This is a genomic window from Solibacillus silvestris (genome assembly GCF_051967575.1).
Taxonomy (GTDB): Bacteria; Bacillota; Bacilli; order Bacillales_A; family Planococcaceae; genus Solibacillus; species Solibacillus silvestris_B.
The window spans coordinates 21,482-44,116 of sequence record NZ_JBQCJW010000025.1; the positions used below are offsets into that span (position 1 = coordinate 21,482).

At 40.2% G+C, this 22,635-nt stretch carries 39 protein-coding genes; all 39 read right to left on the reverse strand.

Going from position 1 to position 22,635, the window contains the following annotated elements; translation table 11 throughout:
- Positions 1-10: 10 nt before the first annotated feature.
- Positions 11-1,321, reverse strand: a complete 1,311-nt coding sequence (locus ACTHOQ_RS14015) for a phage tail sheath family protein (protein WP_440496768.1) — start codon at positions 1,319-1,321, stop codon at positions 11-13.
- Entirely contained in the window at positions 1,322-1,543 is a 222-nt protein-coding gene (locus ACTHOQ_RS14020; protein WP_440496769.1) for a hypothetical protein, read from the reverse strand.
- On the reverse strand, positions 1,527-1,973 hold the full coding sequence (locus ACTHOQ_RS14025; RefSeq protein ID WP_440496770.1) for a phage tail terminator family protein: 447 nt from the start codon (positions 1,971-1,973) through the stop codon (positions 1,527-1,529). The genes ACTHOQ_RS14020 and ACTHOQ_RS14025 overlap by 17 nt, the downstream gene beginning before the upstream one ends.
- Positions 1,963-2,418 (reverse strand): HK97 gp10 family phage protein, encoded by a 456-nt coding sequence (locus ACTHOQ_RS14030; protein ID WP_440496771.1) that lies wholly within the window; start codon positions 2,416-2,418, stop codon positions 1,963-1,965. The genes ACTHOQ_RS14025 and ACTHOQ_RS14030 overlap by 11 nt, the downstream gene beginning before the upstream one ends.
- A complete protein-coding gene (locus ACTHOQ_RS14035; protein ID WP_440496772.1) occupies positions 2,415-2,777 on the reverse strand; it encodes a hypothetical protein in 363 nt (120 codons plus the stop codon). Before ACTHOQ_RS14035 ends, ACTHOQ_RS14030 begins: the two co-directional genes overlap by 4 nt.
- A complete protein-coding gene (locus ACTHOQ_RS14040; RefSeq protein ID WP_440496773.1) occupies positions 2,771-3,181 on the reverse strand; it encodes a hypothetical protein in 411 nt (136 codons plus the stop codon). Before ACTHOQ_RS14040 ends, ACTHOQ_RS14035 begins: the two co-directional genes overlap by 7 nt.
- Positions 3,182-3,186: 5 nt before the next feature.
- The gene (locus ACTHOQ_RS14045; RefSeq protein WP_440496774.1) at positions 3,187-3,378 is read right to left on the reverse strand and encodes a hypothetical protein; all 192 of its coding nucleotides are present in this window, start codon (positions 3,376-3,378) and stop codon (positions 3,187-3,189) included.
- Between the two features lie 16 nt (positions 3,379-3,394).
- Entirely contained in the window at positions 3,395-4,438 is a 1,044-nt protein-coding gene (locus ACTHOQ_RS14050) for a major capsid protein (protein ID WP_440496775.1), read from the reverse strand.
- A gap of 16 nt (positions 4,439-4,454) precedes the next feature.
- Positions 4,455-4,814 carry a hypothetical protein gene (locus ACTHOQ_RS14055; protein ID WP_440496776.1) on the reverse strand — a complete coding sequence of 120 codons (360 nt, stop codon included), beginning with the start codon at positions 4,812-4,814 and terminating at the stop codon, positions 4,455-4,457.
- Positions 4,815-4,829: 15 nt separating this feature from the next.
- Positions 4,830-5,438: a phage scaffolding protein gene (locus ACTHOQ_RS14060; RefSeq protein ID WP_440496777.1), complete on the reverse strand. Its 609-nt coding sequence runs from the start codon at positions 5,436-5,438 to the stop codon at positions 4,830-4,832.
- Positions 5,404-5,598, reverse strand: coding sequence for a hypothetical protein (locus ACTHOQ_RS14065; RefSeq protein WP_440496778.1), 195 nt, complete (start codon positions 5,596-5,598; stop codon positions 5,404-5,406). The genes ACTHOQ_RS14060 and ACTHOQ_RS14065 overlap by 35 nt, the downstream gene beginning before the upstream one ends.
- A gap of 24 nt (positions 5,599-5,622) precedes the next feature.
- Complete coding sequence (locus tag ACTHOQ_RS14070) at positions 5,623-5,799, reverse strand: hypothetical protein (RefSeq protein ID WP_440496779.1); 177 nt, start codon at positions 5,797-5,799, stop codon at positions 5,623-5,625.
- Positions 5,800-5,832: 33 nt separating this feature from the next.
- Positions 5,833-6,876 carry a minor capsid protein gene (locus ACTHOQ_RS14075; RefSeq protein WP_440496780.1) on the reverse strand — a complete coding sequence of 348 codons (1,044 nt, stop codon included), beginning with the start codon at positions 6,874-6,876 and terminating at the stop codon, positions 5,833-5,835.
- 122 nt (positions 6,877-6,998) lie between these two features.
- Complete coding sequence (locus ACTHOQ_RS14080; protein ID WP_440496781.1) at positions 6,999-8,501, reverse strand: phage portal protein; 1,503 nt, start codon at positions 8,499-8,501, stop codon at positions 6,999-7,001.
- 13 nt (positions 8,502-8,514) lie between these two features.
- On the reverse strand, positions 8,515-9,780 hold the full coding sequence (locus ACTHOQ_RS14085; protein ID WP_440496782.1) for a PBSX family phage terminase large subunit: 1,266 nt from the start codon (positions 9,778-9,780) through the stop codon (positions 8,515-8,517).
- On the reverse strand, positions 9,770-10,219 hold the full coding sequence (locus ACTHOQ_RS14090; protein ID WP_440496783.1) for a terminase small subunit: 450 nt from the start codon (positions 10,217-10,219) through the stop codon (positions 9,770-9,772). Before ACTHOQ_RS14090 ends, ACTHOQ_RS14085 begins: the two co-directional genes overlap by 11 nt.
- A 57-nt stretch (positions 10,220-10,276) precedes the next feature.
- On the reverse strand, positions 10,277-10,867 hold the full coding sequence (locus ACTHOQ_RS14095; RefSeq protein ID WP_440496784.1) for a hypothetical protein: 591 nt from the start codon (positions 10,865-10,867) through the stop codon (positions 10,277-10,279).
- Positions 10,868-11,407: 540 nt separating this feature from the next.
- Positions 11,408-11,671: a hypothetical protein gene (locus tag ACTHOQ_RS14100; RefSeq protein ID WP_440496785.1), complete on the reverse strand. Its 264-nt coding sequence runs from the start codon at positions 11,669-11,671 to the stop codon at positions 11,408-11,410.
- 46 nt (positions 11,672-11,717) lie between these two features.
- Positions 11,718-11,891 carry a hypothetical protein gene (locus ACTHOQ_RS14105; protein WP_440496786.1) on the reverse strand — a complete coding sequence of 58 codons (174 nt, stop codon included), beginning with the start codon at positions 11,889-11,891 and terminating at the stop codon, positions 11,718-11,720.
- Positions 11,892-11,904: 13 nt separating this feature from the next.
- Positions 11,905-12,120 carry a hypothetical protein gene (locus ACTHOQ_RS14110; protein WP_440496787.1) on the reverse strand — a complete coding sequence of 72 codons (216 nt, stop codon included), beginning with the start codon at positions 12,118-12,120 and terminating at the stop codon, positions 11,905-11,907.
- A 41-nt stretch (positions 12,121-12,161) separates the two neighbouring features.
- Positions 12,162-13,136, reverse strand: a complete 975-nt coding sequence (locus ACTHOQ_RS14115) for a DNA-methyltransferase (RefSeq protein ID WP_440496788.1) — start codon at positions 13,134-13,136, stop codon at positions 12,162-12,164.
- A 30-nt stretch (positions 13,137-13,166) separates the two neighbouring features.
- Positions 13,167-13,700 (reverse strand): sigma factor-like helix-turn-helix DNA-binding protein, encoded by a 534-nt coding sequence (locus ACTHOQ_RS14120; protein WP_440496789.1) that lies wholly within the window; start codon positions 13,698-13,700, stop codon positions 13,167-13,169.
- Between the two features lie 351 nt (positions 13,701-14,051).
- On the reverse strand, positions 14,052-14,315 hold the full coding sequence (locus ACTHOQ_RS14125; protein WP_440496790.1) for a hypothetical protein: 264 nt from the start codon (positions 14,313-14,315) through the stop codon (positions 14,052-14,054).
- A gap of 69 nt (positions 14,316-14,384) precedes the next feature.
- Complete coding sequence (locus ACTHOQ_RS14130; protein ID WP_440496791.1) at positions 14,385-14,822, reverse strand: RusA family crossover junction endodeoxyribonuclease; 438 nt, start codon at positions 14,820-14,822, stop codon at positions 14,385-14,387.
- 10 nt (positions 14,823-14,832) lie between these two features.
- Positions 14,833-15,840 carry a DNA cytosine methyltransferase gene (locus ACTHOQ_RS14135; RefSeq protein ID WP_440496792.1) on the reverse strand — a complete coding sequence of 336 codons (1,008 nt, stop codon included), beginning with the start codon at positions 15,838-15,840 and terminating at the stop codon, positions 14,833-14,835.
- 13 nt (positions 15,841-15,853) lie between these two features.
- A complete protein-coding gene (locus tag ACTHOQ_RS14140) occupies positions 15,854-15,994 on the reverse strand; it encodes a hypothetical protein (RefSeq protein ID WP_440496793.1) in 141 nt (46 codons plus the stop codon).
- Positions 15,975-16,253: a helix-turn-helix domain-containing protein gene (locus ACTHOQ_RS14145; protein ID WP_440496794.1), complete on the reverse strand. Its 279-nt coding sequence runs from the start codon at positions 16,251-16,253 to the stop codon at positions 15,975-15,977. The genes ACTHOQ_RS14140 and ACTHOQ_RS14145 overlap by 20 nt, the downstream gene beginning before the upstream one ends.
- Positions 16,216-16,404, reverse strand: a complete 189-nt coding sequence (locus ACTHOQ_RS14150) for a DUF6011 domain-containing protein (protein ID WP_440496795.1) — start codon at positions 16,402-16,404, stop codon at positions 16,216-16,218. The genes ACTHOQ_RS14145 and ACTHOQ_RS14150 overlap by 38 nt, the downstream gene beginning before the upstream one ends.
- Positions 16,404-16,745 (reverse strand): nucleoside triphosphate pyrophosphohydrolase family protein, encoded by a 342-nt coding sequence (locus tag ACTHOQ_RS14155; RefSeq protein ID WP_440496796.1) that lies wholly within the window; start codon positions 16,743-16,745, stop codon positions 16,404-16,406. The genes ACTHOQ_RS14150 and ACTHOQ_RS14155 overlap by 1 nt, the downstream gene beginning before the upstream one ends.
- Positions 16,746-16,747: 2 nt before the next feature.
- Positions 16,748-17,137: a molecular chaperone gene (locus ACTHOQ_RS14160; protein ID WP_440496797.1), complete on the reverse strand. Its 390-nt coding sequence runs from the start codon at positions 17,135-17,137 to the stop codon at positions 16,748-16,750.
- Between the two features lie 14 nt (positions 17,138-17,151).
- Entirely contained in the window at positions 17,152-17,394 is a 243-nt protein-coding gene (locus tag ACTHOQ_RS14165; protein WP_440496798.1) for a hypothetical protein, read from the reverse strand.
- Positions 17,387-18,001: a hypothetical protein gene (locus ACTHOQ_RS14170; RefSeq protein ID WP_440496799.1), complete on the reverse strand. Its 615-nt coding sequence runs from the start codon at positions 17,999-18,001 to the stop codon at positions 17,387-17,389. The genes ACTHOQ_RS14165 and ACTHOQ_RS14170 overlap by 8 nt, the downstream gene beginning before the upstream one ends.
- Positions 17,998-18,423, reverse strand: a complete 426-nt coding sequence (locus ACTHOQ_RS14175) for a YkzI domain-containing protein (RefSeq protein ID WP_440496800.1) — start codon at positions 18,421-18,423, stop codon at positions 17,998-18,000. The genes ACTHOQ_RS14170 and ACTHOQ_RS14175 overlap by 4 nt, the downstream gene beginning before the upstream one ends.
- A gap of 23 nt (positions 18,424-18,446) precedes the next feature.
- Positions 18,447-19,385 carry a DnaA ATPase domain-containing protein gene (locus ACTHOQ_RS14180; protein WP_440496819.1) on the reverse strand — a complete coding sequence of 313 codons (939 nt, stop codon included), beginning with the start codon at positions 19,383-19,385 and terminating at the stop codon, positions 18,447-18,449.
- Positions 19,270-20,142, reverse strand: a complete 873-nt coding sequence (locus tag ACTHOQ_RS14185; RefSeq protein ID WP_440496801.1) for a DnaD domain protein — start codon at positions 20,140-20,142, stop codon at positions 19,270-19,272. The genes ACTHOQ_RS14180 and ACTHOQ_RS14185 overlap by 116 nt, the downstream gene beginning before the upstream one ends.
- 11 nt (positions 20,143-20,153) lie before the next feature.
- Positions 20,154-20,660 carry a GIY-YIG nuclease family protein gene (locus ACTHOQ_RS14190; RefSeq protein WP_440496802.1) on the reverse strand — a complete coding sequence of 169 codons (507 nt, stop codon included), beginning with the start codon at positions 20,658-20,660 and terminating at the stop codon, positions 20,154-20,156.
- A 58-nt stretch (positions 20,661-20,718) separates the two neighbouring features.
- Positions 20,719-21,084 carry a zinc-finger-containing protein gene (locus ACTHOQ_RS14195; protein ID WP_440496803.1) on the reverse strand — a complete coding sequence of 122 codons (366 nt, stop codon included), beginning with the start codon at positions 21,082-21,084 and terminating at the stop codon, positions 20,719-20,721.
- 31 nt (positions 21,085-21,115) lie between these two features.
- Positions 21,116-21,814, reverse strand: a complete 699-nt coding sequence (locus ACTHOQ_RS14200) for an ERF family protein (RefSeq protein WP_440496804.1) — start codon at positions 21,812-21,814, stop codon at positions 21,116-21,118.
- The gene (locus tag ACTHOQ_RS14205; protein ID WP_440496805.1) at positions 21,814-22,380 is read right to left on the reverse strand and encodes a host-nuclease inhibitor Gam family protein; all 567 of its coding nucleotides are present in this window, start codon (positions 22,378-22,380) and stop codon (positions 21,814-21,816) included. Before ACTHOQ_RS14205 ends, ACTHOQ_RS14200 begins: the two co-directional genes overlap by 1 nt.
- Between the last annotated feature and the right edge of the window lie 255 nt (positions 22,381-22,635).

Genomic DNA, 22,635 nt, shown 5'->3' on the forward strand with positions numbered 1-22,635 from the left:
TTTTACCCCCTTATGCCACTGTAGTCGTAATATAAAGTTGCGACATGGCCACCGTTGGCTCAACAACTTCATTTACCACTACTGACTTTTTTGAATTACCCGGCTCAACTAACACTTGATCCGGTAAGAAATTTTGAATAGCACGGATGCTTTGGAGTTCACGACGGTGAGCTACAACATCATTCCATAACGAAATGCGGCCATCTTGGTCATTTGGCACTTTACCAAGATAACGGTTATTAAATAATTGAGCTGTATCAATAGCAATTTGATCGAGTACACGGATAACTTGGTTCATACTGAAATCTTCATTTTTATCAACCGTGAATGAAGTGAACGTATTCACATCTTCAAGCACTCGAACTTCATCACCCACACGATGGAATACATATTTCCCGCCTTTTAAAAGTGCGATAAGCTGTGTTTGTGTTTTGGTTTCGTCCATAGCGAGCTCGAATTCACCGTCGTACTTTTTATTGGTATTGGATTTATTAACAGCAACGCCTGCTTGTGCGCCCGTAGCCCAATAAACTGCGCCAAATACTTCATCACCAACTGCATCGTTTTGCACATCGATGATTCCTTCATGGTCAGTCGCACCGACCTTATGACCAACTAACTGGAATTTACCACCTACCTGGTCACGGATACGTTTTGTATACTCAACGTAAAGTGATTTGATTGCTGGCTCTGTAGATAAACAACCCAGCGTATTAAAGCCGTATGCCTCTAACTCGTCCAATGCTTCTTGATGTGCACCACCTGTAATTGCATCGCCATTGGAACCGCCTGTTAATGGCATGCCAGCCGTAACAACTAATGTCGCAGCTGGTTTAAACGTAACAAAATCATTTGCCGCTAAGTCTGCAGCGGCCGCAACGGTCTGCTCATCCACCACAACCCCATCAAGTAACGTTTTAACGTCAAAATTAGTTGGTTCATCAACATTTGTTTGTACGGTAATTGTAAGAGCATTACCACGTACGCCCGTGTATTTAGCTGTAGCAAAATCATTTTGAGCAGGAACAGCATTTACAGCTAGCTTGTAAAAATACACGGTAATCGCATTTTTGAATACGTCCCGAATGCCTTTTAGCTTGTCGTCCGTATAGTCGTAGCCAAAGATTTTACGGCTATCCTTTTGTAAATCCTCCGTAGTCACAGCAAACACTGCGCCATCAACTCCCCAGTCTAATGGGACGGGCAAACCGACATAACCGCGGTCAGATAAGTTCACAAAAGCACGGGCCGCACTGATAAAATTATGATACGTACCTGGTAATACTTTGTTTTGTGTTAAAAAAGGGCCTCCACCTAACATTTATTTCACTCCTTTATCAAAATCTTTTAAAATCTTGTCCACCTGAGTGAACGTGTATCGCTTGCTATCATCTAGCAATGCATTAAGTGCATCCCGCCGGTGAATATATTTACGGCTTGTTACCAGCTGATCTTTCGTAAATGTCGGTACGACCGACTGAATCGTTTCACTGACTTTTTCAGCAGGTACTGGCCCGACTTTTTCTTTAATCGTTCTCGCCAACTGATACCACCCTTTCTTTATTTAAATAATGATCAAGCGACCCCATGAGCACTTTCACTTCAACTTCTAACAGATCAAAGTCAAAACGCATAAAGTTGTGTGCAATGCCATCGACAACTTCGCTATTAGCTCCACGAGCAAGCATAGTAGCACCGTTTAAGAGCGTGACATTCTTTAATGCCTGTTGTACTTTCAAACTCATATTCGCGCTTTCTGATGCGCCATTGCTCGGGAAATACTGCACATTGAATAATGGTGTAACACGCCATCGGCCACCTATTTTTCGAATATGCTCAAAGCTCAAAAACTGAATAAAAAAACAAGGCGTTTGAAAGCCTTGTGGTATTTCACCTGTATATTTTTTGTAGCTACTACCGAAAGCCTCCTGAAGCTCCCGGGATATAGCGATTGTAATATCCTCAATTTCCATCGAAAGCCTCCTTTAGTAATCGCATGAGTTTTCGCTCTAAAATAGCCGGTGCGGCACGTTCGACCTCGTCAGCTGAAATAGTCATCATAAAGCGGCCGGGCACAAAACCTTTATGATCACGGGTACGTCTTCCGTACTCAACATAGGCCGCATATTCGACAGGGTTTATGACTTCCACCTCATACATATTTCCAACTTTACGAACATTGGATTTAATCGTCCAACCACGGCGTAACGTACCTCCCACATAGCCTTTTACTGGCGTTTTCCATTTAGATGGGTCTGCAACAGGTGTGCGCTTAATCACTTTAGAGAGCATGCGCGCCGCCAACTCTTTTGCAGCGGCTTCGCAGAATTTTTCAAAGCCTGCGCGTTCCAGACGTTCCAATTTCTTTTGCATTTGTTTCAGCTGACGAATATCAATTCTTGCGCCTCTACCCATCATGCCCACCCCCGGAAGATTTCCAAAACGATTTCCTGATGGTCCATAAATACAGCAGGCTCTCCACTATGCTTGTATGCAGCAGTCTTGCCGTTTTGGGTAACAATGACTTTGCTACCTGCAGGGATTTCATACTCATTCCCAAGCGACAACTTAATTTGCTGCACTAAAATAGCACCGGCACCCGTTTGAGATGTAGCGCTAATATTTTTGTGGGAGAGCTTGCATTTTAAACCCTGATGTAAAATAAGTTCCCCTGGCTTACTAATATGAGTAACAGGATCTTCTACTTCACCCCAGCCAATAACATCACACGACCCATTCCATAACGTTTCAAGCGCCTTCCTGCGAGCACTTACCATGTGAGCACCCGGTACTTAACAAAATCAGTTTCATTATGCTGCAGATAATTTAAAAAGGCGTTGAATTTAGCTTCGGGAGTAGTTTTGACATCCACAAGAAACTCAACATCGGTATCGCCGTCTTTAACACGCTTTGCAGCTGTGGAAAAATCTAACGAGCTCAAATCAAGCAAGCCCATCGATTTCTTCGCATACAAAAACTCACCCACTGCCATATCAATAGCAACAAGAGTGAGTCCTTCAGGTACAGCGCTTAAATTGGTTTGGTTCTTAATATGATCCACTGTCTTATTGATCGCAAAATTAAGCAGAAAGTTATCCGTAGACGTTGGTTCATTCGATAAAACGATACCCAATGAAGCCAGCCGTTGTTTAACATCTTCCATTTCCAATTTGACTGACATAGCTATCACTCACTTTCAGTCGTTTTTTTCGTACGTGCCGCAGGTTTCTTTGGTTCTTCGGTTACCGCCAAGCGTTCCATAATCACACCATTAAAATGCTTCTCGTCAATTGTTATTTCTTGTCCAGCCAAAAAGCGCTCTCCCTTATACCTCACCGGAAAAGCGCCACTTTTAACTTTTACTTTAATATTCGCCACTAAATCACCTGCCCACTTAATTTACTTGTGCGATGAAGATATTATCAATCGTTTCAAAGCTTGGCATTACAATTTCAGATACAATTGTTTCAACATTCACTGGATGAGGTTCTTTAACCGTGGTAACCGCCACTCCTGTATTAACAATAGAAACTTCGGCATTCGATTGGCCAGTTAATAAATCGGATTCCTCCGGCGTTGTTCCGTAATACGTATTCCCAAGCGTACCGTCCGGAATAAGCGTAAAGAAATCATCTGGATAAAAGTTTTTAGAAGCACCGCTTTCATCTAAGTATTTCTTATTGTAAACAGCAATCGAAATTCCTAACTTATCTTGCAGGTACTGCTTTAATAAGGCATCCGTTAAAATAATGTTTTGTCCGCCCAACGGATTCATGTCTAATCGAATGCTTGGGTGTTTCAATAGATACCCGAAAGTTTTTCGAGTTAAAATCGCATTTGTAGGGCGCACACCCGTATTATCTTCCACGGTATCTTGCCAACGAATAATATCTTCAATCGGTGTAGCATCCGGATTGCTCCATGCCGCATTACCTGCCAACGCTTCTTTGTGATCGCTTTTCATTTTGTAGTCATAGTCGAAATCTTGGCGATTTGCCGTGATTTTAATTTTACCTGTGCTTAGTAATTGCATAATCATTCGCTCAGGTTGCACATTAGCTCCGTTCACCAAATTAGTGATGTCGTCATAAATATTAGCGATTAATGTCCGCGTCATACTATCCAAGTTAGATGATAGCAAGCGATTTAATTCTTGACGATCTTTCTCACCCACTCGCATTGCCTCACGGAAGAACGGCATTTCCGTTTCGATTTTTTTGAAGCCGATGCGATCGCGTAAAGTAGCTTTAGCATCAAATTCAGATGGCATCAAAGCAACCGGCAATCCCTTCGACCCTTTAATCCAACTTAAATCTAAGCCAAGTTGTTTTTTAGGCGGGAACAGAGTTGCTCCTAAATACGGAATAGTATTAGATGGGTTGTTCTCGTAATACTCCGCAATATTTTTTGCATTTACTAAATCAAAAATTGTTGGCATTAACTTTCATCCTCTCTTATTTCAAAAATGTAATTTGTTTAAGTGCTGCAGCTGCTTCTGTCGATGGTGCTTCGGGTAGCTTATCTAATGCTAAGAAGCCATGAATAAGAGCTGCGCCTGAAGCTGGCCCATAAGTTACATCGGTGTCGTTAAACAGTACACCTTCTGCATTCTCGTCATTTGATTTGACAGCTAATTTTGTATCATCGGTAAGGAAACCACCACCGAGAATTGTACCCGCTGGAACAATCTTTTTTCCTTCCGCATTCGCCGTTACCCCCGCATCATCAACCGTAATTGCAAGGTTCACGTAGTGATCTGGAAACTTTAAAATTTCTTTTTTATTTGTATAAGTTGTTTCTACAAATTTACTCATTAAAATCCATCCCCTTTATTTAAAATAACTGTCGCGAGCTGTATCTAATTGCTCCGTTCCTTTTGAACGTTCTTCGGCAATTTGTTTACCGAAACTTACTTCTCCGCTACCAGCACTTTCTTTTTCACCACCAGCCGGACTCCATCCTTTAAATTCCGTTTTCTTTTCTGTTTTTTCAGGCACAAATAAAAAGGACTTTGATTCTTGCAACGATTTCAGTTGCTCATCAAGCCCCTTTGTTACATTACCTTTATCGTCTAGTTCCACTGTTGCCTTATCCAACAATCCAGCCACTAGATCGACGTCATGTACTTTGCCTGCCAGTGACAATTTTAATGCTGCAGACATACGCTCATCTTTCAATTGCTGCTCATACTGTTCTTTTGCTTGCTTTTGCGACTCCTGCAACTTTGTGATTTCCGCCTGCAATTCCTCATTACCTTTCGCTTTGCCCTGAAGTTCTTTCAATTGCGTTTCATGCGTTTTCACTTGATCTTCAAGTGATTTCTTGGCATTGTTCACCTCGTCAAAGCGCTCTTTCGGGATCATCGCTCCGTATTTATTAACAAGAGCGTCAGCTTGTTCCTCACTAAAGCCCATTGCGATCAAATCTTCTTTCTTCATTATCCCATCCTCCTAATTCGTGTTTTACGAGTAACGACTCGATAGGTTTAAACACTTTCAGTTTAACGTCATAAAGCGCTAAAAAGACGAGAAGTAGGTCCATCATATCTTTCCCTTTATAAATAGGCGTTCGTATGGCAAAAATAAAAAGCCATCCCATAAGTTGAAATGACTTCTAAATAATTTATTCTGTTACAAGTTGTGCGTAAACTAATTTTGAAATTGGTACAATTAACAGATCTTCGCCTTGTTCATTGCTAAAGGTAATCAGACCGTTTGTATCATGTATTCTTGATACATTTTCAACATCAAGGTATTGCATTCCTCCATCACCATAGCTTAATACCACTTCGTAATTCACATTATCACCTCCAGTAACAATATGGTACCATATTTAGGAAACAAACCTCTCTTCCCACTCCGGATATTTTATATTGCTAGAAATGTAATATACCTCACCCTCCTTACCACGGGCAGCACGTTGCGAAAAATCAAATTCATCATCAAAATATGGAGCTGTGGTCGTGCGACAATGAGGATGAAACGGATTGGCTGTTACACCAGGCTCAAAGTCAGCAAGCTTAAATACCTTCCCATCCATTGACTGGCAAATATCGCTTGTTTTGCTATCCAGTGTAGCAATGATTTCATACTGCTCCACATCCAGCTCCTTAAATGCATCCTTTTGCGCCGATGCACTAAAAAAAGCCGATTCGGTCATAACCAAACGGCGTACTTGATTTCTGGTTGCTGAAGAACCCAACTTTTTATGAATGGTGGAAACAATTTTTTCAGGACCAATTCCACGGGCAACCGATTGCGTGAGCTCCGTATGCAGCGTATCGATCAGCATGCCCCTGTCACGCCATATTTTGGCGCTAAAGGTCATGCCGTCAGCTGTCCATGGTTTGCTAATTACTTTAGTTAACAATCGCTCGTCTAATGCCTGGAGAGTAATACCAACTTCAAAAGCCCTCTGTATCTCAAATGCCGTATGATAATACTGCGACTGGTAGCTCTCTTTGATAAACTGCTCAAAGCCTTTAATTTGCCCGTCATAGAGTTTTTCTGCGTGTTGCTGTATTTGTATGCGCAAACTCTCCAAGCGCGAAATATGGACACGTGACGATGCATTCTCGAGCTGTTTCATCCACTGCTGATTCATTGCGTTCTTTTTGCCATATTCAATATATTCATCGACCGTCCATTGAAACTCTTTTAATTCATCGGACTTTAAAAGCCGCTTTGCTTCATCTAACGAAATCTCATTGTTAGCAGCAAACCGGTTGTACCATTTCAATATGTCTTTTTCGAGTTCGTTCATGGCCTTGATGTAAGCTTTTTCAAGATCGGCGTAATAAAAGAGCGAGCGATTGTGCTGGGCATCTTCCAATAACTCAAAACGCTTCTGCCAATAACTACGGGGTTTCTTTGCCATTTAATCACCCTCAATCATTCAATTCAGGCTCAATTCGCTCGACAATTTCACAAAGTCTGCTGCAATATTCATTAGGATTTTCAGCATCAGATTCACTGGACGAATATTCTTCGCTACAATATTTACATTGATTCATCGCGATCACCTACCTGCTTCTGCTCAAATGTAGCACCGTAATTATCATACATATCCATCTGCTGTTGCTGTTCTTCTTCAAGTCGCTTTAATTCAAGCTGCACATCTTTTACATATGGATGTTGAGCTAGACGACTTTGTAATGGCATGTAAGACGACTTCTCCAATACTTCAACAACTTCTTTTTCGTTGATTAAAATATCTCGGTTGAAGATAATATCCACTTTTTCTCCTTCAAAATCACCTTGACCGGTATTGGCTAAATGCTGATTAACGAACCATAACAATTCCTCAAAAGATGCCTGAAACTCGGTTTCAATGCCGTTCGCATCAAGTTCGATATCACTGTACATGGACTGGATATTCATTTGATTTGGATTATTACTCATACGCTCGTCTTTTGCATCATAGCCGCGACCGTTCTCAATCAATGCTTTTTTAAACAGTGCTAGAATGGCTTTGTAGTTGTCAGCATTTACTGTAACCGTTAGCGTTTCAATGCCACCCTTTGAACCATCAGCAGAACGTACTTTAACGGCACCATATTGAGAAAGGTTACGTCTGAACTCGCCAAGGTCCTGCCCATCATAGTTATGCACCACCAAAATCGTATTGCGCGCATCTTCCTGCATATTGTTCTCGAAATCTGAAAGCATGATGTTAATGCCATCCTGCAACGATTTAACACGTTTTATCAATGGAATCTCTTTGCTGTTGAATTTAAAAGGGACCAACGGTACACGCTGCCAATTTACCTGAAGCTTATCTTCGCCATCGTAAACGGTGATGTATGCTCTGGATTCGTTCATAACCTCCGGAACCAAACGGCCATTAAACCACTCGTAATATTCTACGCCACTGACACTGTAAACTTCGACCTTTTCAATTACCACCTCTTTATCACCCTCATAAGCGACAGTCGAATAGAAGCGAATAGCAAAATCTACTTGAGTCCGCTCTGAATCCTTCCAAAAAGGAATAATTTCATGAGGCTCAAAGCGTTTAATTACGAAATTACCCCAATCATCATAATGCGGAAACAGCCAGCCGATGCCCTTATTTAACGCATCTTGCCCTACCTGCTTCAATGTACGATGAAAACGACGATTAAAAATGGATTCAAGTGCTTTTAAATACTGCTGATTTTCGGATTCCAATGTAATGGGTTTCCCCAGTTGGTAGTTCACCTTTTGATCCACAATCTTTGCGTATTGGTTGTCAAGAATTTTATTATTGGGAAGATTCCTATTGATTTCTAAACGTCCACCTTTACCAATGACCTTTCGCTCACGCTTTAGAATGTCTTGCTCGCCTTCGTAATAAAGCTCACCTGTTAACATCCACTGACGCTTTTCGGATGCTTTAAATTTATTGATTTCATTTTCAAGCAACTTGATATTACTGATAATTTTTTTTGCTCCTGAAGCGATACGCTCATTTAATATTTCCGTATCAGTAATGGCCCCTTGATAGGGGAATAAGTTTGTCATTTACATCACCTCTCTAATTAAAACTGTAAGTAGACTGGCGCATATCGCCTTCAAAGGCATAGCGAGTAGCATCAATTGTATGATTATCTTTATCCTCCAAGCGTGGAATCGGATTGCCGTCTTTATCAGTCTGATAATCAATATTTTCAAATTCCTTTGCAATGTTTGGTGTACGTAATGGATCAATATAAATAGCATCTAAGTCATCCAGCCATTCCTCACCATATTCAACGCTATCCGGCCCTTTCTTAACGCCATATATCCTCGGCACTCCTAATTCATCTCGTAATTCCGCAATGGATTTCGGCTCCGCAGAATCTGCTGCTATACGATCCGCTTGATAACCTTTATCTTTTAATCGTTGAGCAAGCTTGCGATTACTGATTTTCACACCATATATTTCATCAATGGCGTATATAGCGTTTTTCTTTTTGTCATAGTGCCATCGGACAAATGCTAACGGATCCGTAGCATAACCGAAATCGACTGCATTTCGAATGTTATCGAATGAAGCAACCATTTCGTCGGTAATGCTACCTTTCTCTATTTGTAAGTTATCGAAAGGTACGACACCTGAGCCAATTGCTTCTCCGAGGTATTCCCAGCGATAGCGCATTTCGTTACGTTCTTTAGCTGCTTCTGCTTCATCGATAAATTGCTTAGAAATGAAGGGATTATCCAGATAAGTAGAATGATGAACAAATGTATTTTCAGGCTGAAACGAGCTCTCGTATTTCTTATTCACCCATGATTGCTTTCGTTTTGGTGGATTGTATGAATAAAAAAACTTATAAAAAAGACCATTCTCCAGTTCGCCACGTAATAGCGAGTTGGTAATGGTCGTAATTTCATCTTCACTTTTAAATTCAGCCATTTCTTCTACCCAAGCAAAAGCAAATGGGAAATTTGCACTTTTTAATGATTTAATACGTGACGGATCCTGCGCACCTCTGAAAATCATATAGTTACCCCGTGGCATGTAGGTTACTCGCATCGGCGATTTATTGATTTTGAACAAGTGAGACACACCCTGCTCGTGGATTGCCCATTTTATCTGCTCGAATATAGATGTTTCAATCGTGTTATCGACTTTACGAATACCGACTGCATTTACTGGGTAGCGCATTAGTAACTGCACAAAAACATGGGCAATGTCCGATGATTTACCCGAACCACGCCCGCCTTTGCAAACTACGTGAAGAATATCTTTAGCTAGTGCTGCATTCCATAATGGATGAAAAGCTTTTGGTATGAGTTCTGATAACTTTTTAACTGCCATTATTATCACCGCTTATATCGTCAACGAATATTGGTGTAACAGTAGCGTTAATTTCTTGCTTATCAGTAAATAGAGCGTATCGTTTTCCGATTAATTCGGCTGCACGAATACGTTCGGCTGTCGTAGGAGGCATATACTCCTCAATTACTTGTGCACCTTCTCCGATACCACGCAGAACCGCTGATCTAGCCTCTCCACGTAATACAGCAGTTAATAATTCCATTACTTCTTCTTGATCCGCAATACGTTGAGATTGGATTTCCTTCATGCGATTTTCTATATAAGCAGAAACATTAGTATTTTTTAGTAATTTGTCTGTATTCTGCGCTGCGTACTTTTGGCTATATCCAGCCTTTATTGCAGCTTCTGTCGCATTTCCCAATTCGATGTAGTAATCAGCAAACGCTTGTTGCTTCAATGTTAATTTCTTCTCAATCAATGGCATCACCTCATTATGCTAGTTGCTTTGTGAAATAAAAAAAGACGCGACAATTCGTCACATCTTCACTCTAAAACTTTCCGCAAGATCCTCATATTCTTTTTCATATGCTTGTAATATTAAGCTAGATTTATTATAGATTTCTTCCATCTTTTTTTCAAAAGTATCAACTTCATTCCTATTAACATAGACTGTATAATCCGTTAACAACGTATAGTACTTCATAGTCATTTTATACATTTCAGGACTGATATCTAATGATATTTCTGTAGCCAACTCTTCTGTATCGTCATAAAATTTCATTATAGCATCTCTAGTTTCATTTAAACTTTTTTCTTTTGTTAAGTTCGATAAAAAGTATCCGAAACTGAGGTATTTATTTAGTTTCCAACATTTTTTTATTTCATCAGGCAACTTTACGTATCTATCTTTCGCTATTTGATGTTCTATATTATATCCAACACCTCGCCAAGTTAAATAACCACCTATTACCGCACCGATGAAACCCATAAACCCAGCAAGCAACGTGGCACTACCTTTGTAAAAATAATGTATAGTGCCAGTCAAAGTTACTAACGTTATTGTAAAAATAGCGAACAGCAAAGCATTTAATATTAAATCAAGTTGTTTATCTTCTTTTTCTTTCAAAATATCACCTCGCTACTATGATAGCCCCTTTGATGACTTATATCTTTAATAATATTTTGCTCTCAATAGCACGCACTACTCAAAGCCCTAATCCATCATAGGTTTAATTTCCCCACCACAAGGACAAACACGATGATACACCTTCTTAACATTCAAATGCCCGTTCCGTGTCCGTCCAGTGGCCTGCTCCTTTAACTGAGCCGGTCTATCACACTTCTCACATTTCAAAGTCGTCAACATAAATAACACCCCTTTCATATCCCTTGAGAAACCTTTTTTTGACTCTTCCACCGAGCTGGTAGAGGATGTGCTGTATAGCGAATAACTGACAAACAGAGTGCAGGTGCCGTAGACTTGCCAACAACACCTGTTGAGTGCTTGTCTATTTTATGTACAGAAAAAGGAGCACCAACATCCGGCGCTCCTCGGTAAAACTATTTCTCGAATACTGTAGCCTCTCATTTTTATTTTGTGGTAAAAATAAGTGCTCTTATATATAGGGTAATCGTATGGCAAGATTTTGTTCGAATTGCTTAGTAACTACCGTTCAAGCATTTCATCTGTAAAGCACTGAATACATTTACCGTTTTCAAAGATTTTTTCTTCTTGTTCACACACTTTGCACTCCGCAACGATTGGTCGTTCTAAAATATCCAGTCGCCAATTTTGATGTTCTCCATGAGTTCCTGTGTTAATAGTTACATTTGAAATACCCACATCGTAACCTTCCTCATAAAAGAATTTTGAAATTTTACGTGCTATATCGTAGTTTCTTACATATGCAATATCTATTAATTTACTCATACTTCAACTCCTACGCAATTTGGTTCTTATAATGTTCGAATGTTGATTAATCTTCATCAGATTTTTTAAATACTTGATTACAGAACTCTTCATAGTTTAAAGAGTAGAAAAGTTGTTCTGGTGTTCCTTCATGGTGATTCATGGATATAGCTGCTGTTATGCCTTCGTTAAAAGCTTCCATTACGACATGCTCTAATTCTTTTTTATTTAAATACGGCATTACGTTCTCCTATCTACGCATAATGGTTCAATCTTGTATAAGCCGAATCTTCTTTTTCAAATGAAAATCCTCTTGTGATACCGTTCTTTTCTTTTTTTGTTAAGAAATCAAATGAGTTAGATTCCTTTTTATCAGTAGAACGTACATTATGTTCAACAATATATATTTCATTTTCATCTAAAGCTAAAATTCTTTGCCCTTTTTTAATTTCTGAAATTTTATTTTTCATTACTCACGTTTCCTTCCTTCTCAAAATGTTCGGAATGTTTATCAACCTAATTCGTGAATCAGTTCCAACTGCACTTCACTCAATCTCTTTTTTGCAATTTTTATATACTCTGGATTGAGTTCTATGCCGATAAAATTTCGGCTATGTTTTAGTGCCATCAAACCTGTTGTTCCAGAACCAAAGAATGGATCCATCACAACACCATCTATCGGACAACCTGCTAGGATACAAGGCTCAATTAATTCCTCTGGAAAAGTAGCAAAATGTGCTTCTTTCAACGGTTTTGTTGTTACAGTCCATACGGAGCGTTTGTTACGTTTATCTCTTATAGCTCTAAAAGCCTCATGACCATATTTACCGTTAAACGAGCCTTTAGCTTTATCGATACGACGTTGTTTTTGGGGTTGTCCTATCGCACCATCTGAACCTCTAACATCCTGTGTACCGTAAATAGCAGGTTCTTTAATTGCTTCGTGATTGTAGTAATAATGAGGTTGCTTGCTCATTAAAAAAATATACTCATGTGATTTTGTCGGTCGATCTTTCACACTCTCAGGCATTGCATTAGGTTTATTCCAAATGATGTCCTGTCGTAAGTACCATCCATCCGCTTGTAATGCAAAGGCTACACGCCAAGGCAAACCGATTAAATCTTTTGGTTTCAACCCATTAGGGACATTGTTAATTTTTGTTTCTTGTCCATTGGGATTTGGAACATACACATGCTTTTGCTTATCTTTTTGAGACCATGCACCTTTTCCACTGCCTGCATAGGCATCTCCAAGATTTAGCCAAACCGTACCATCGTCTTTCAGGATCCGTTTAATTTCTCGAAACACATCTACAAGTGCTGAAACATATTCTTCAACAGAATTTTCAAGTCCTATTTGTTCATCCATACCATAGTCACGTAGCCCCCAATAAGGAGGACTTGTGACAACTGTATTTATACTTTCGCCAGATAGTGTTTTTAGCACCTCTAGACAATGCCCTTGATAGATTTTATTAAGTTCCACATCATCACTCCTCCACATAATTGTTCAACCTTACGCAATATCATCAAACAAACTCTCCTGCGTGCCATGCGTAATATTTGCATGAATCTTGCGTTTGGCCCGGCTGTAATAACTCTGCACCGTGCTCTTACTAATATCTAGCATTCTTGCAACCTTGCTGAATGGAAGACGCTCGGCTTCAATTGCAACAAACACCGCTTTTTCATCTGCCGTTAATCCTTTTAAAGCACAATTCACCTTTTTCTTATTTTCCTCAGCTTTTCGCCAGTCTGCTTTAAATCGCTGTTGATCTTTATGTGATTCTAAGTAATTCTGCAAATTCGTTATGCTCTCCAACATTTCAAACTCGTTATTGGCATAAGCCATATACGTTTGCATATGGTACGGATCCATCGGAAATGCGTCCACTCGAGTAGCTGCCCGATACTCTGCAGGGTCATAACCTGTTTCCATCCATTCAATTGCCTGTTTGACTTCACGGAACATTTCTCCGCTTGTCACGCCCTCGCCCTTCATTTTCCCTAACAACTGCTTGTACTCCTCTAATAAATCTGCGAAATACATAAGACTGCCCCCTTATGCTATAATTTACTTGTGATGGATAAATTACGCAGTAGGGAAACCGTAGCATGGCGAGTGCTACGGTTTTTGTTTGTTATACAAGCCCAGCATTGTTATAATGAGCTTGTATAATTTTGCTGACTTGAGCGTGGAAACTCAGGTCTTTTTTTATGTCTTAATTCTCTTAATACGTTTTACAATCAGCTTTTTCTGAATCGCTCGTCTCATTCGATCTGATTGTTCTTCGCATCTCAAACAGAATTCTTTGTGTGTCAGTTCTTCACAAATCCCACAATGCCTTAGCGGTTTCATTTTTTACTCCTTCCTATGCATTTTGTTCGGATTGCTTAGTAGTTATCCTCGAATAGTTGCCGTCATAATGAACGGCTTACCTGATTTACCCCATCTCATAGCTTCTGTTGCAACATAATCGATTTGTTCTTCTTTCAAGTTATTAATAAAGCTCGTACAATACATTGGCTCACCATCTACATTGGCTTCTGCATCTTGTAAGTAAAATTGCATAGCCATTTGAACATCGTTTTCTTTGCATATTTTCAAAATTTGAGCCATCAATGGAGAAATTTGTTCGTCATAAACTTTTTCTTTATCATACATATTGGTTCTCTCCTTTTTACTTCACATTTTTGTTCAATTACTTAATAAGCCAATCCATCAAAAAATCTATTAAACTAGCAAAAGCCCTATGCTTTTTATGGTTTCTATTCTTACTTCTGCCCGTGGCTGCATGTCATAAAATTTCCGTACCACCATCTCCACGATTTGTGCATCATCATGCCAAATGATTTTACTGCAGCCGTCCTTAATGCCCTTTACTAAATTATCTAAGTCCGGCTTGGTTGTCGGTCGTAATTCTCCTGATGCAATAAGTGCCTGTTTTGGCTTTGTGTGGTACTTCTTTGGTGGAACGATATAAACATCCACTTCTAACTTTAAAGGGGCTACAATGAGCGCCTGTGGCTTATTTTGCCATGCTACGAGCTTGACCACTTCTTTGTATGCACGTGACTTTGGTGGGTCTACTGCTTTAACACCTTTTCCTGCTCGACTGAATTTCGGTCTCTCTTGAGCCTGCGTCGCGCCTGGTATTGTAAATTTAATCATGTTGTCCCTCCTAACAAACGAACTGCAATTGTCCTTTGGTTTCTTCAAAAAGTTCTTTCGCATAATCCCCGGAAATAATAAGCTCAAATATAGCCTCTAATACATCTACTACAATGCTGTTGCCGAATAATGCATAAATCACTGAATTTCGTTTACCTGGCTTTCCAGGAAACTCTTTTAGCAGCTTTTTATAATCGCTGTCGTCATAACCTAATAATCTGCATACTTCCAACTCCGTTAAATAGCGATAACCCTGTGCGCATTTAATATAGCCAGCGTTTGGACAACGGTCCTGGCGCTCTGTAATGGTGTAACAGAACTCCACTATTTCATCGAGCCGGCGTTTGTAAGTGTCTGACGGCTTAACCGGATTAATTTCAGAGATCTTATTAAGCATTGAAGGAATTGTAATTAAATATTGTTCCGGTACTTCATCATCGAATTTGTATTCCAGCAATTCGCTGATATGCCGCATTGTTTTTCTTTTCAGTTTTCTAAAGTCGAATGCTTTCTCTCCTAAAATACTGACGCAAAATACTCTTTCTCTGGCATGAGGTATGCCAAAATCACGAGCATCCAGTACATCAAACGAATTGGTGTAACCAAGTTCACTCATTTCATGGAGATATTGATTGAAAGCGCCGATCATCCCTTTATCCAGTACGCCTTTTACATTTTCCCAGACAACTATTTTGGGTTGCCATGATCCCATTTCTTTTATTATTCTTAATGTTTCATGCATTAATGAAGATTGGGTCCCGCTGCCTTTTTCGCCCCCTTCGCGTTGCCCTACACGACTAAACGATTGGCATGGACTACCATGAACTAATATGTCTGGTTTCAAGTTCCACCCTCGAATATCTTGCGGTGAATATTTAAAGGGATTGAGTGCGTTATATGCACGCACTCGATTTGGTTGTATTTCTACATAATCAATTTTTTTGGTTGGAATACCTAACTTTTTCCACGCCTTATCATCTGCAGCAATACCACCGAAAAGTGATAACGTTTGAATCATTGCCCTATACCTCCTAAGCCACTCGTATACCGTTTTTATTGAATGGCAATTGTCGATAGCCCTCGACTTTTAATATTTTCAATTCGTGTTTCGTGAAATAGCCCACTAAAACCAGTTTGTCTTGATCCATACGCTTAACCAGCTCCACGTACATCATACGTAACTCCTCTCAGGTCATTTAGTAAGTCCTCAAACTGCTTGCCCGTGTCAAAAACCAATGAATCGATTGAGATGTCGTAAAACTCGCATAGTTTCGCGACCTTGATTAAATTCGGTTCGCCTTTACCGCCTTCAATACGCATAAGAGAATTAATGTGCATCTCTGTTACACTTGCTAAGTGTTGAAGGGTGTAGCCAAGTGCATTTCTCACCGACTTAAGACGCTCGCCGATTTGCACTTGTAAGCTCGTCATCTTGTATCACCTCGTCGATCGTCACTTGATTACGCTCAAATTCAGCGTCTGCCAGTTCCTGCTGATGTTTTTTGTAGCAAACTGGACCAAACCCTAGCTCCATGCTTTTACTTGTTTTTAACTGCCTGTTGCAGCGTCCACATAGTTTCATTAGTAACCACCTGCCTTTTTCACATCAACTCTATTAATGCTTGCTTCGGTACTAAAGCCATCTGGGTAGCGTCGTTTAAGTTTTTCGATATTTTCTGTGGCTACTTCTTCCAATGACAGACCTGCTGATGTAGCAATTTGAGCAAGATACCAAAGTACATCGCCCAATTCTTTTTTAATCTCTACCTGGTCAATTACGTGATCGTGAAAGACTGCCTTTTTAATTAAGTCGCCAACTTCACCTGCTTCACCTGTTAAACCTAATCCCCAATTTGCAAGGGCGAAATCCTGGTTATGATTAGCCGTGCGTTTAGCTAATTCTTGGTACTCATTTAATTTCATCCCTACACCCCCAGCAACTGCCCATAAGCAGCCCCATATTCTTGCGCAAACAGCGCGTGCTCATCCATTGGCTTAAACAACGGAACCACCTTGCAACGTTTCGGTAATTCCGAATAGATGGCGCACTGTACGTCCTCATGCGCTACAATGCTAAAAATGGATACCCCAATCAGCTGGGCCGCCTCAAGCGACTGATCTAAATAAACGGCAAATGGTACATAGCGCACAACGTTCATAAAATCGCCGGTGTGTGTCATTTTGATTTCGATGGGCTCGGCTGATGCGATGGTTTCATTTTCATGTTTAAACTGAATGCCGCCCGCTGGTATCTGGATAGTTTTGTATTCAATATGTTCGAAGATTTCGTCTATTTTTAAGAATGCTAGATTCATTCTTGTTTCCTCCCTTATGATGCTCGACAGCTTATTGATGCCGCCTCACGCTGTATTGGCTTGCTCATAAATATAATTTTCGGATGCCACTGACTGTAAATGCTACCGGGCATCAGGTAATTGTAATAAGCCGTTTCAACGTCATCTTCGTCATAACAAAACGTATGATGGACTTTTATAGCGTTTTCGTCGTACCAATCGATACGTGCAAACTCATTATTTTCGTAGCCGATTCTGTCGATAAATGGATTAGTCATTAGATTCACCTGCCAATGCTTTGCGTGCCGTAGCATGTATCAATGTTTCGTAACCGTCACAATTCGGCGCCTCATCTTCCAAAATGATAGTTAGCGCTTCACGTAACTGCTCATTTTCCGCCTGAACACGCTGAGAGCCTTTTCTTTCACCCTCCAGCTGTCTATCGCGTTGTCTGATTAATGCGTTAAAATATCCGCCGAGTGCTTCAATCTCCATTCGTGCTTTTACCTCGGCTAGTTCAGTGCGGTCTAGGTGGTCTTTTAATTCTGTTGTCGCCATTCTTCTTCCAACAGCAACGCTATGCCAATGATTTCGACTCTGCTTCATGCGCTCATATTCATCTTGCAAACTAGTAACTTGTTGAAGTAATGCTGGTACATCTTCACGAGCATTAGCGATAAATTCAGCGTTGTCCTTATTTATATAAACCGTCACACCATCTATGCCATGTTCCGTTGTAACAATTGGTACACCCGCTTTTAGCTGGCCATGCTCCCAAGCAGTACCAATTTGCATGCCGAATTCTTCACTTTTTACAACTTTCCACGGTCCATCTGTGGCGTACTTTGCTCGCATTTTAATCACCTGTAACTGTTCCTCTGTCATCCCAAGCCCTCCAATTCCTTGTGTATTTCAGCTAACCGCTTTTTGCTTCGCTCTATTTCAGACTGATCTTTCTGCTGCATGGCATAGCTCAAACTAGCTAATTCGTAATCTTGTTCGACTAGTAGTTCCTCGGTAGTCGTTTTTCCGATAGATTCGAATATCGCTAAAAGTTTGTCGTAATTTTCGTTGAACGAAGTCGAGATATGCTGCCATTCGGGTTGCTCTTCCACCTCGAAACCATATTTAAGCGCATGACTTAAAGCAGTGACCGACAACTCATTAAGGGCATTCCACTGTGACCATTCGTGCCCCTTGTTTATTACGTTTTGATGCATTTCAACTAAATAATCAGCGTCTCCGTAATGACTTAGCGCTTTGTTGATAGCGTCGATTTGCGCCTGAGTGAGTTTTATCTTCTCCACATTTATCCTCCAATCGAGAGCGCCTAAGCGCCCTCATTCTTTCCAAATAATAAATTTTCAAATTCACGATTTTCCTGCTCAGCTTCTTCATCACGAACGGATTCTTCCGGCATTAACACCTCATAACACATCTTCTTCACTCGACTGGCAATAATGCCTTTCGGGAAATGTTCTTTCAATTCATCGATGGTTTTATTGGATGTAATGATGGTTACTGCACCCTTGTCCATGCGATGATCTAAAATCCGTCCAATTAAATCCTCGGTAAAATCCTTTTCAGTGCTTACGGCCAAATCGTCAATGATTAATACATCCACATTCCGGAATGCTCGGAGCACATCTTCCTCCGTACTCTCTGAATCTTTTTTATATGTTTTCCGTATTTGTGGCGAAATGTCGGTAGCTTTTAAGAACAGTACGCTTTGCTTATGCAATTTGATTAAGCCGTTTGCTATGCTACTGGCTAACCTTGTTTTCCCACTACCTTTTGTGGTGCTATATAAATAGAGTCCGTTTTTCTTGAAGGATAAAAGCTCCTTGTATTTCTCTACGTAATTAACGGCCATTTGCTTAGCAATTCGTGCTGCTGTTTGGCTTTCAGGTTTTTTATAGCAATCTATCCCGAAGCCATGTACTTTAGCTTTGCTGTACTTACCTGGAATGCCAGACGATGTTACCTTACGTTCAAATTCCGATTGATCTACACATTTACATTTTTCCGTCCACTCAATTTCATGGTCTTTCATGTAATATTTCGTAGGGTTTTCAATGGCATCTGCTTTTTTCGTCCAGTTAATAAAATGCAACACTCCACTTCCGTCACATTCAGAAAAAGCACATTTATCATTAGGAACCGTTTGTAGTTGAATCCCCATCTGGCTGTAAGAAGCCTTTAAGGCGTTCAGTCTGTTGGCGAAGTCGCTCCTCTGCATCAACTCTTGTAGAGCTTTGTTGTCTTGGATTGATTCCATTTGTTTTGCCACCTTTCTGTGCTTCAAATTGCGCACGTGCTGCATGTACTGCTTCCAATGTTATTAAGTTACGGTTAAACCAATCTTTTAAAATCTTTTCAACGTAATTCCAGCGAATTGAATTGTTTTCAACAGCAATCTGCATAGCGTAAATAACATGTTCTTCCGATAAATCATCAATCCAGTTATTTAACTTGTCTGATACAAAGCTGCTAAGCACACCGAACCCATTTTCTTGGTAGAAGATGAAAGGATTTTGAGAGCCTTTTTCTTCTTCTTTGTTATTACTGTTGTTATTAGTAATACTGTTATTATTAAAAGAACTGTTATTATTAGTGCTAACGTTTTGCCGTGCTGGTAAATCACCATCATGGTGTTTTGTATGGTTGGTTTTTACCATCCTGCTGTTTTGTATGGTTGGTTCAGGAACTAACTGTTTGATGGTGTAAACGTTCTTCCCGAACTTACCTTCTTGTGGGCTTTCCCGTTCGATTTCAATGTAGCCACAATCAACAAGCATATTTCTGTGTTTTCGTAATCTAGCTTCCGATATGCCTAAGTCCGAACACATTAAACCGACAGAAGGGAATGCGGTTTCTGAATGCCCAGCATAAGATGACATGTATGCATAAATCGCCTTCGCTTCAATGGATAGCCGTTTGTCCTTCATAACCATTTTTGGTGAAAGACCATATCCGTTCTTTAAAACACCTTCCATTTTGACGCTGTCATGCGTTCCCTGAGTCATTGCCCTTCACCTCATTTTTGATATCTGTTAATAAAGTCGAAAATTTCTATTTCATCTATTGAAAACCATTCACTATTAATCTTGTAAGCTTCAAAGAATTGATGGGCATAGCGTTCTAAACCTTCTGGATCATCTGTTTCAATGGAGCCGATTAAAGTTAAAGGGAAAGGTGAAGCTATACGTAGTTGACTCAAACGACCTTGTAAATTTCTTGTATAGCCAATCTTTATCCCGTGCCTTTCATAACTCAAGAAGTAAACAACACCCGGTTTCTTAGGTTTCTTTTGGTGATTTTCAGCTACATATTTACGCGTCTCTACCATACGACGCTCTACTGCGCCCTCGTTATATTTTCTGATTGCATAATCGCTGTGAACTTTATAAAGTTCATTCATAACCTTTTTCAATTCTTGCCATTGATCCTGAGTCATTAAGTGTCCACTGGCATCTGACAAGTGACTAAATTTCTCGCCGTCAAATACCGTATGAAACGCTGTATCTACCCTTACGATGCCCATTGCCCTAGCCCTCCTAAAATCTTTTTACTGATAGAGTCATTGCCCTGACTCTCCTAAACTAACGAAGCCCTCGATATTCTTTAATTTTGTCAATTAACAAGCGACACTGATCTTCATTAAACATCGCGATATGCGCCTCTTCTGGCGCTAAATCCATAAGCTTTTGCATTAAACGATAAGCCCCATTGCGCCCCATTTTGCGATGCTTACCTTTCCATAACGGATCAAAGATTGAGTGTGCCGTCATGCGTAGTAAACGTAGTTGTTTATTGGCCAGCGTCCCTTTTGGTGTTTTACCTTTGCCATGTGTACCTACATAAGCGTCGCATGGGTAACAGACATAAATATTGATGCCGTAATCTTTGCCGTAAAATTGCTTGCTGCTCGTAAATTCGACTGGACCTGTGCAGTATGGGCATTCCATATAATCCCTCGCTATCTAAAAGCTTGGGGCATTAAGCCCCTTGCTCCATTTTTTGTTGTGCTTGTTTTTGTGCTGCCGCAACCTGCATCATGCCAATAGCTTCTTTAATGACGTTGTCCGTCTTTTCGTTTTCAGCAAGCCACATGATATATTGGTTATCTTCTCGCCATAATTGGCTTAGAGTTTTTCCTTTATGTTTGCCGAAGGATAATGCAATTGCGCCTGCCTCTTTTGCATCTTTCGGCATTGGTACAGATGAACGTTGGCCACCACTATTACTGTTACTCTTTGAATAATCGTACGTATTGCCACTAGCGCCGTTCGCATCATCATCTTTTTCGGTAGCAATCCCCAACATTGCCGATAAGCTATATCGCTTCATGTAAGTGATTTGACCCCCAAAATCTTGCATACCACCAGCTGCAGGGAATTTTAATGCATAAGATTTTACCCACTCCCCCGAACTGTGCAAAAACATTGTCTCTACACACGCTAACAAGCCATTTTGACCAATTTCGGTATAACTGTTTTGCACGATTGCAATGCCGTGCTCTTTATAAACTTCACGCACTGCCTCAAAAATGCCGTTTAAGTCGGTATAATCAAAAGAATAAGAGCCACCACTTTTTGTGTTAACTTTCACCGTCGCATTATGCTTAGGCGTTTCAATTTGTGACCATGCTTTTGCGATAGCTGCAGAAACCTCCGAATTACTCCCTGAAAAAATCATTAGTCACTCACCTCTACTTTGAAGGAGACTGTTTCCGGTTTTACTGCTACACCTGGCACTACTTGTCCATCTGCATCAACTACAATTAATTCACCGTCAGATTCAACCACACGGAGCGTTTTCTTTAACTCTGCCCATTTAAGCTTTTCCTTCGTTTCGACCTCTACAAAGTCAAGCTCGTTTGTTTTGGCGTATTCAATTAATGCCTGTTCATCTGCTTTTTCCGGTTGTGCTTTGCTTGTTGTCGATTTTGCTACGCCATATGGTGTTTTAATGGATTTTGCTTTCGGATCGTTTGCTAATACTGATGCATGGTATTCACTGATTTTATGAGAGAAGAAAGCTAAATCATCTTGATATGCAGCACTTTCTTTCTTCTCCCAATCAGCAATACGCTCGCGTTCCGCATCTGCCAGTTGCTTCACTTCATTTAATTTCGCTTGAATGGCACTCATTTTACGAAACGCCCAGTTCAGACCGTTTAAATCCGTAATAACGAATACTTTTCGTTCCTGCTGGTGTTGTTCTTCCAGTTCGAATAATTCTTGCTCCTGTAATTTGTTCATATAAAGAACCTCCTGATAGGTTGTATTTGATAAAACTAAGCCCATGAGTTAAACTGGAATAAATTATTTGGTCATGGGCCTAATCCAAACCGCTGCTCGTAACAGCGGTTTTCTTATGCAATGATTGGGTAATTATCGTGATAAACTTCTATTAAAGTGATCAGCTGCTCGTAACAGCTCACGTTTAATCTACCAATTGTGTGAAAGAATCATATAAACCACTGAACGTTTTACCGATGCCACTGTACGTTGTGT

Excerpts from the sequence above, each read along its gene's own strand:
- ACTHOQ_RS14015 (WP_440496768.1), bottom strand. The coding sequence starts at position 1,321 with ATGTTAGGTGGAGGCCCTTTTTTAACACAAAACAAAGTATTACCAGGT.
- ACTHOQ_RS14025 (WP_440496770.1), bottom strand. The coding sequence starts at position 1,973 with ATGGAAATTGAGGATATTACAATCGCTATATCCCGGGAGCTTCAGGAG.
- ACTHOQ_RS14030 (WP_440496771.1), bottom strand. The coding sequence starts at position 2,418 with ATGATGGGTAGAGGCGCAAGAATTGATATTCGTCAGCTGAAACAAATG.
- ACTHOQ_RS14035 (WP_440496772.1), bottom strand. The coding sequence starts at position 2,777 with ATGGTAAGTGCTCGCAGGAAGGCGCTTGAAACGTTATGGAATGGGTCG.
- ACTHOQ_RS14040 (WP_440496773.1), bottom strand. The coding sequence starts at position 3,181 with ATGTCAGTCAAATTGGAAATGGAAGATGTTAAACAACGGCTGGCTTCA.
- ACTHOQ_RS14050 (WP_440496775.1), bottom strand. The coding sequence starts at position 4,438 with ATGCCAACAATTTTTGATTTAGTAAATGCAAAAAATATTGCGGAGTAT.
- ACTHOQ_RS14055 (WP_440496776.1), bottom strand. The coding sequence starts at position 4,814 with ATGAGTAAATTTGTAGAAACAACTTATACAAATAAAAAAGAAATTTTA.
- ACTHOQ_RS14060 (WP_440496777.1), bottom strand. The coding sequence starts at position 5,438 with ATGAAGAAAGAAGATTTGATCGCAATGGGCTTTAGTGAGGAACAAGCT.
- ACTHOQ_RS14065 (WP_440496778.1), bottom strand. The coding sequence starts at position 5,598 with ATGGGATGGCTTTTTATTTTTGCCATACGAACGCCTATTTATAAAGGG.
- ACTHOQ_RS14075 (WP_440496780.1), bottom strand. The coding sequence starts at position 6,876 with ATGGCAAAGAAACCCCGTAGTTATTGGCAGAAGCGTTTTGAGTTATTG.
- ACTHOQ_RS14080 (WP_440496781.1), bottom strand. The coding sequence starts at position 8,501 with ATGACAAACTTATTCCCCTATCAAGGGGCCATTACTGATACGGAAATA.
- ACTHOQ_RS14085 (WP_440496782.1), bottom strand. The coding sequence starts at position 9,780 with ATGGCAGTTAAAAAGTTATCAGAACTCATACCAAAAGCTTTTCATCCA.
- ACTHOQ_RS14100 (WP_440496785.1), bottom strand. The coding sequence starts at position 11,671 with ATGAGTAAATTAATAGATATTGCATATGTAAGAAACTACGATATAGCA.
- ACTHOQ_RS14105 (WP_440496786.1), bottom strand. The coding sequence starts at position 11,891 with ATGCCGTATTTAAATAAAAAAGAATTAGAGCATGTCGTAATGGAAGCT.
- ACTHOQ_RS14110 (WP_440496787.1), bottom strand. The coding sequence starts at position 12,120 with ATGAAAAATAAAATTTCAGAAATTAAAAAAGGGCAAAGAATTTTAGCT.
- ACTHOQ_RS14120 (WP_440496789.1), bottom strand. The coding sequence starts at position 13,700 with ATGTATTTCGCAGATTTATTAGAGGAGTACAAGCAGTTGTTAGGGAAA.
- ACTHOQ_RS14125 (WP_440496790.1), bottom strand. The coding sequence starts at position 14,315 with ATGTATGATAAAGAAAAAGTTTATGACGAACAAATTTCTCCATTGATG.
- ACTHOQ_RS14130 (WP_440496791.1), bottom strand. The coding sequence starts at position 14,822 with ATGATTAAATTTACAATACCAGGCGCGACGCAGGCTCAAGAGAGACCG.
- ACTHOQ_RS14135 (WP_440496792.1), bottom strand. The coding sequence starts at position 15,840 with ATGATTCAAACGTTATCACTTTTCGGTGGTATTGCTGCAGATGATAAG.
- ACTHOQ_RS14140 (WP_440496793.1), bottom strand. The coding sequence starts at position 15,994 with ATGTACGTGGAGCTGGTTAAGCGTATGGATCAAGACAAACTGGTTTTA.
- ACTHOQ_RS14145 (WP_440496794.1), bottom strand. The coding sequence starts at position 16,253 with ATGACGAGCTTACAAGTGCAAATCGGCGAGCGTCTTAAGTCGGTGAGA.
- ACTHOQ_RS14150 (WP_440496795.1), bottom strand. The coding sequence starts at position 16,404 with ATGAAACTATGTGGACGCTGCAACAGGCAGTTAAAAACAAGTAAAAGC.
- ACTHOQ_RS14155 (WP_440496796.1), bottom strand. The coding sequence starts at position 16,745 with ATGAAATTAAATGAGTACCAAGAATTAGCTAAACGCACGGCTAATCAT.
- ACTHOQ_RS14160 (WP_440496797.1), bottom strand. The coding sequence starts at position 17,137 with ATGAATCTAGCATTCTTAAAAATAGACGAAATCTTCGAACATATTGAA.
- ACTHOQ_RS14165 (WP_440496798.1), bottom strand. The coding sequence starts at position 17,394 with ATGACTAATCCATTTATCGACAGAATCGGCTACGAAAATAATGAGTTT.
- ACTHOQ_RS14170 (WP_440496799.1), bottom strand. The coding sequence starts at position 18,001 with ATGACAGAGGAACAGTTACAGGTGATTAAAATGCGAGCAAAGTACGCC.
- ACTHOQ_RS14185 (WP_440496801.1), bottom strand. The coding sequence starts at position 20,142 with ATGACTCAGGGAACGCATGACAGCGTCAAAATGGAAGGTGTTTTAAAG.
- ACTHOQ_RS14190 (WP_440496802.1), bottom strand. The coding sequence starts at position 20,660 with ATGGGCATCGTAAGGGTAGATACAGCGTTTCATACGGTATTTGACGGC.
- ACTHOQ_RS14195 (WP_440496803.1), bottom strand. The coding sequence starts at position 21,084 with ATGGAATGCCCATACTGCACAGGTCCAGTCGAATTTACGAGCAGCAAG.
- ACTHOQ_RS14200 (WP_440496804.1), bottom strand. The coding sequence starts at position 21,814 with ATGATTTTTTCAGGGAGTAATTCGGAGGTTTCTGCAGCTATCGCAAAA.
- ACTHOQ_RS14205 (WP_440496805.1), bottom strand. The coding sequence starts at position 22,380 with ATGAACAAATTACAGGAGCAAGAATTATTCGAACTGGAAGAACAACAC.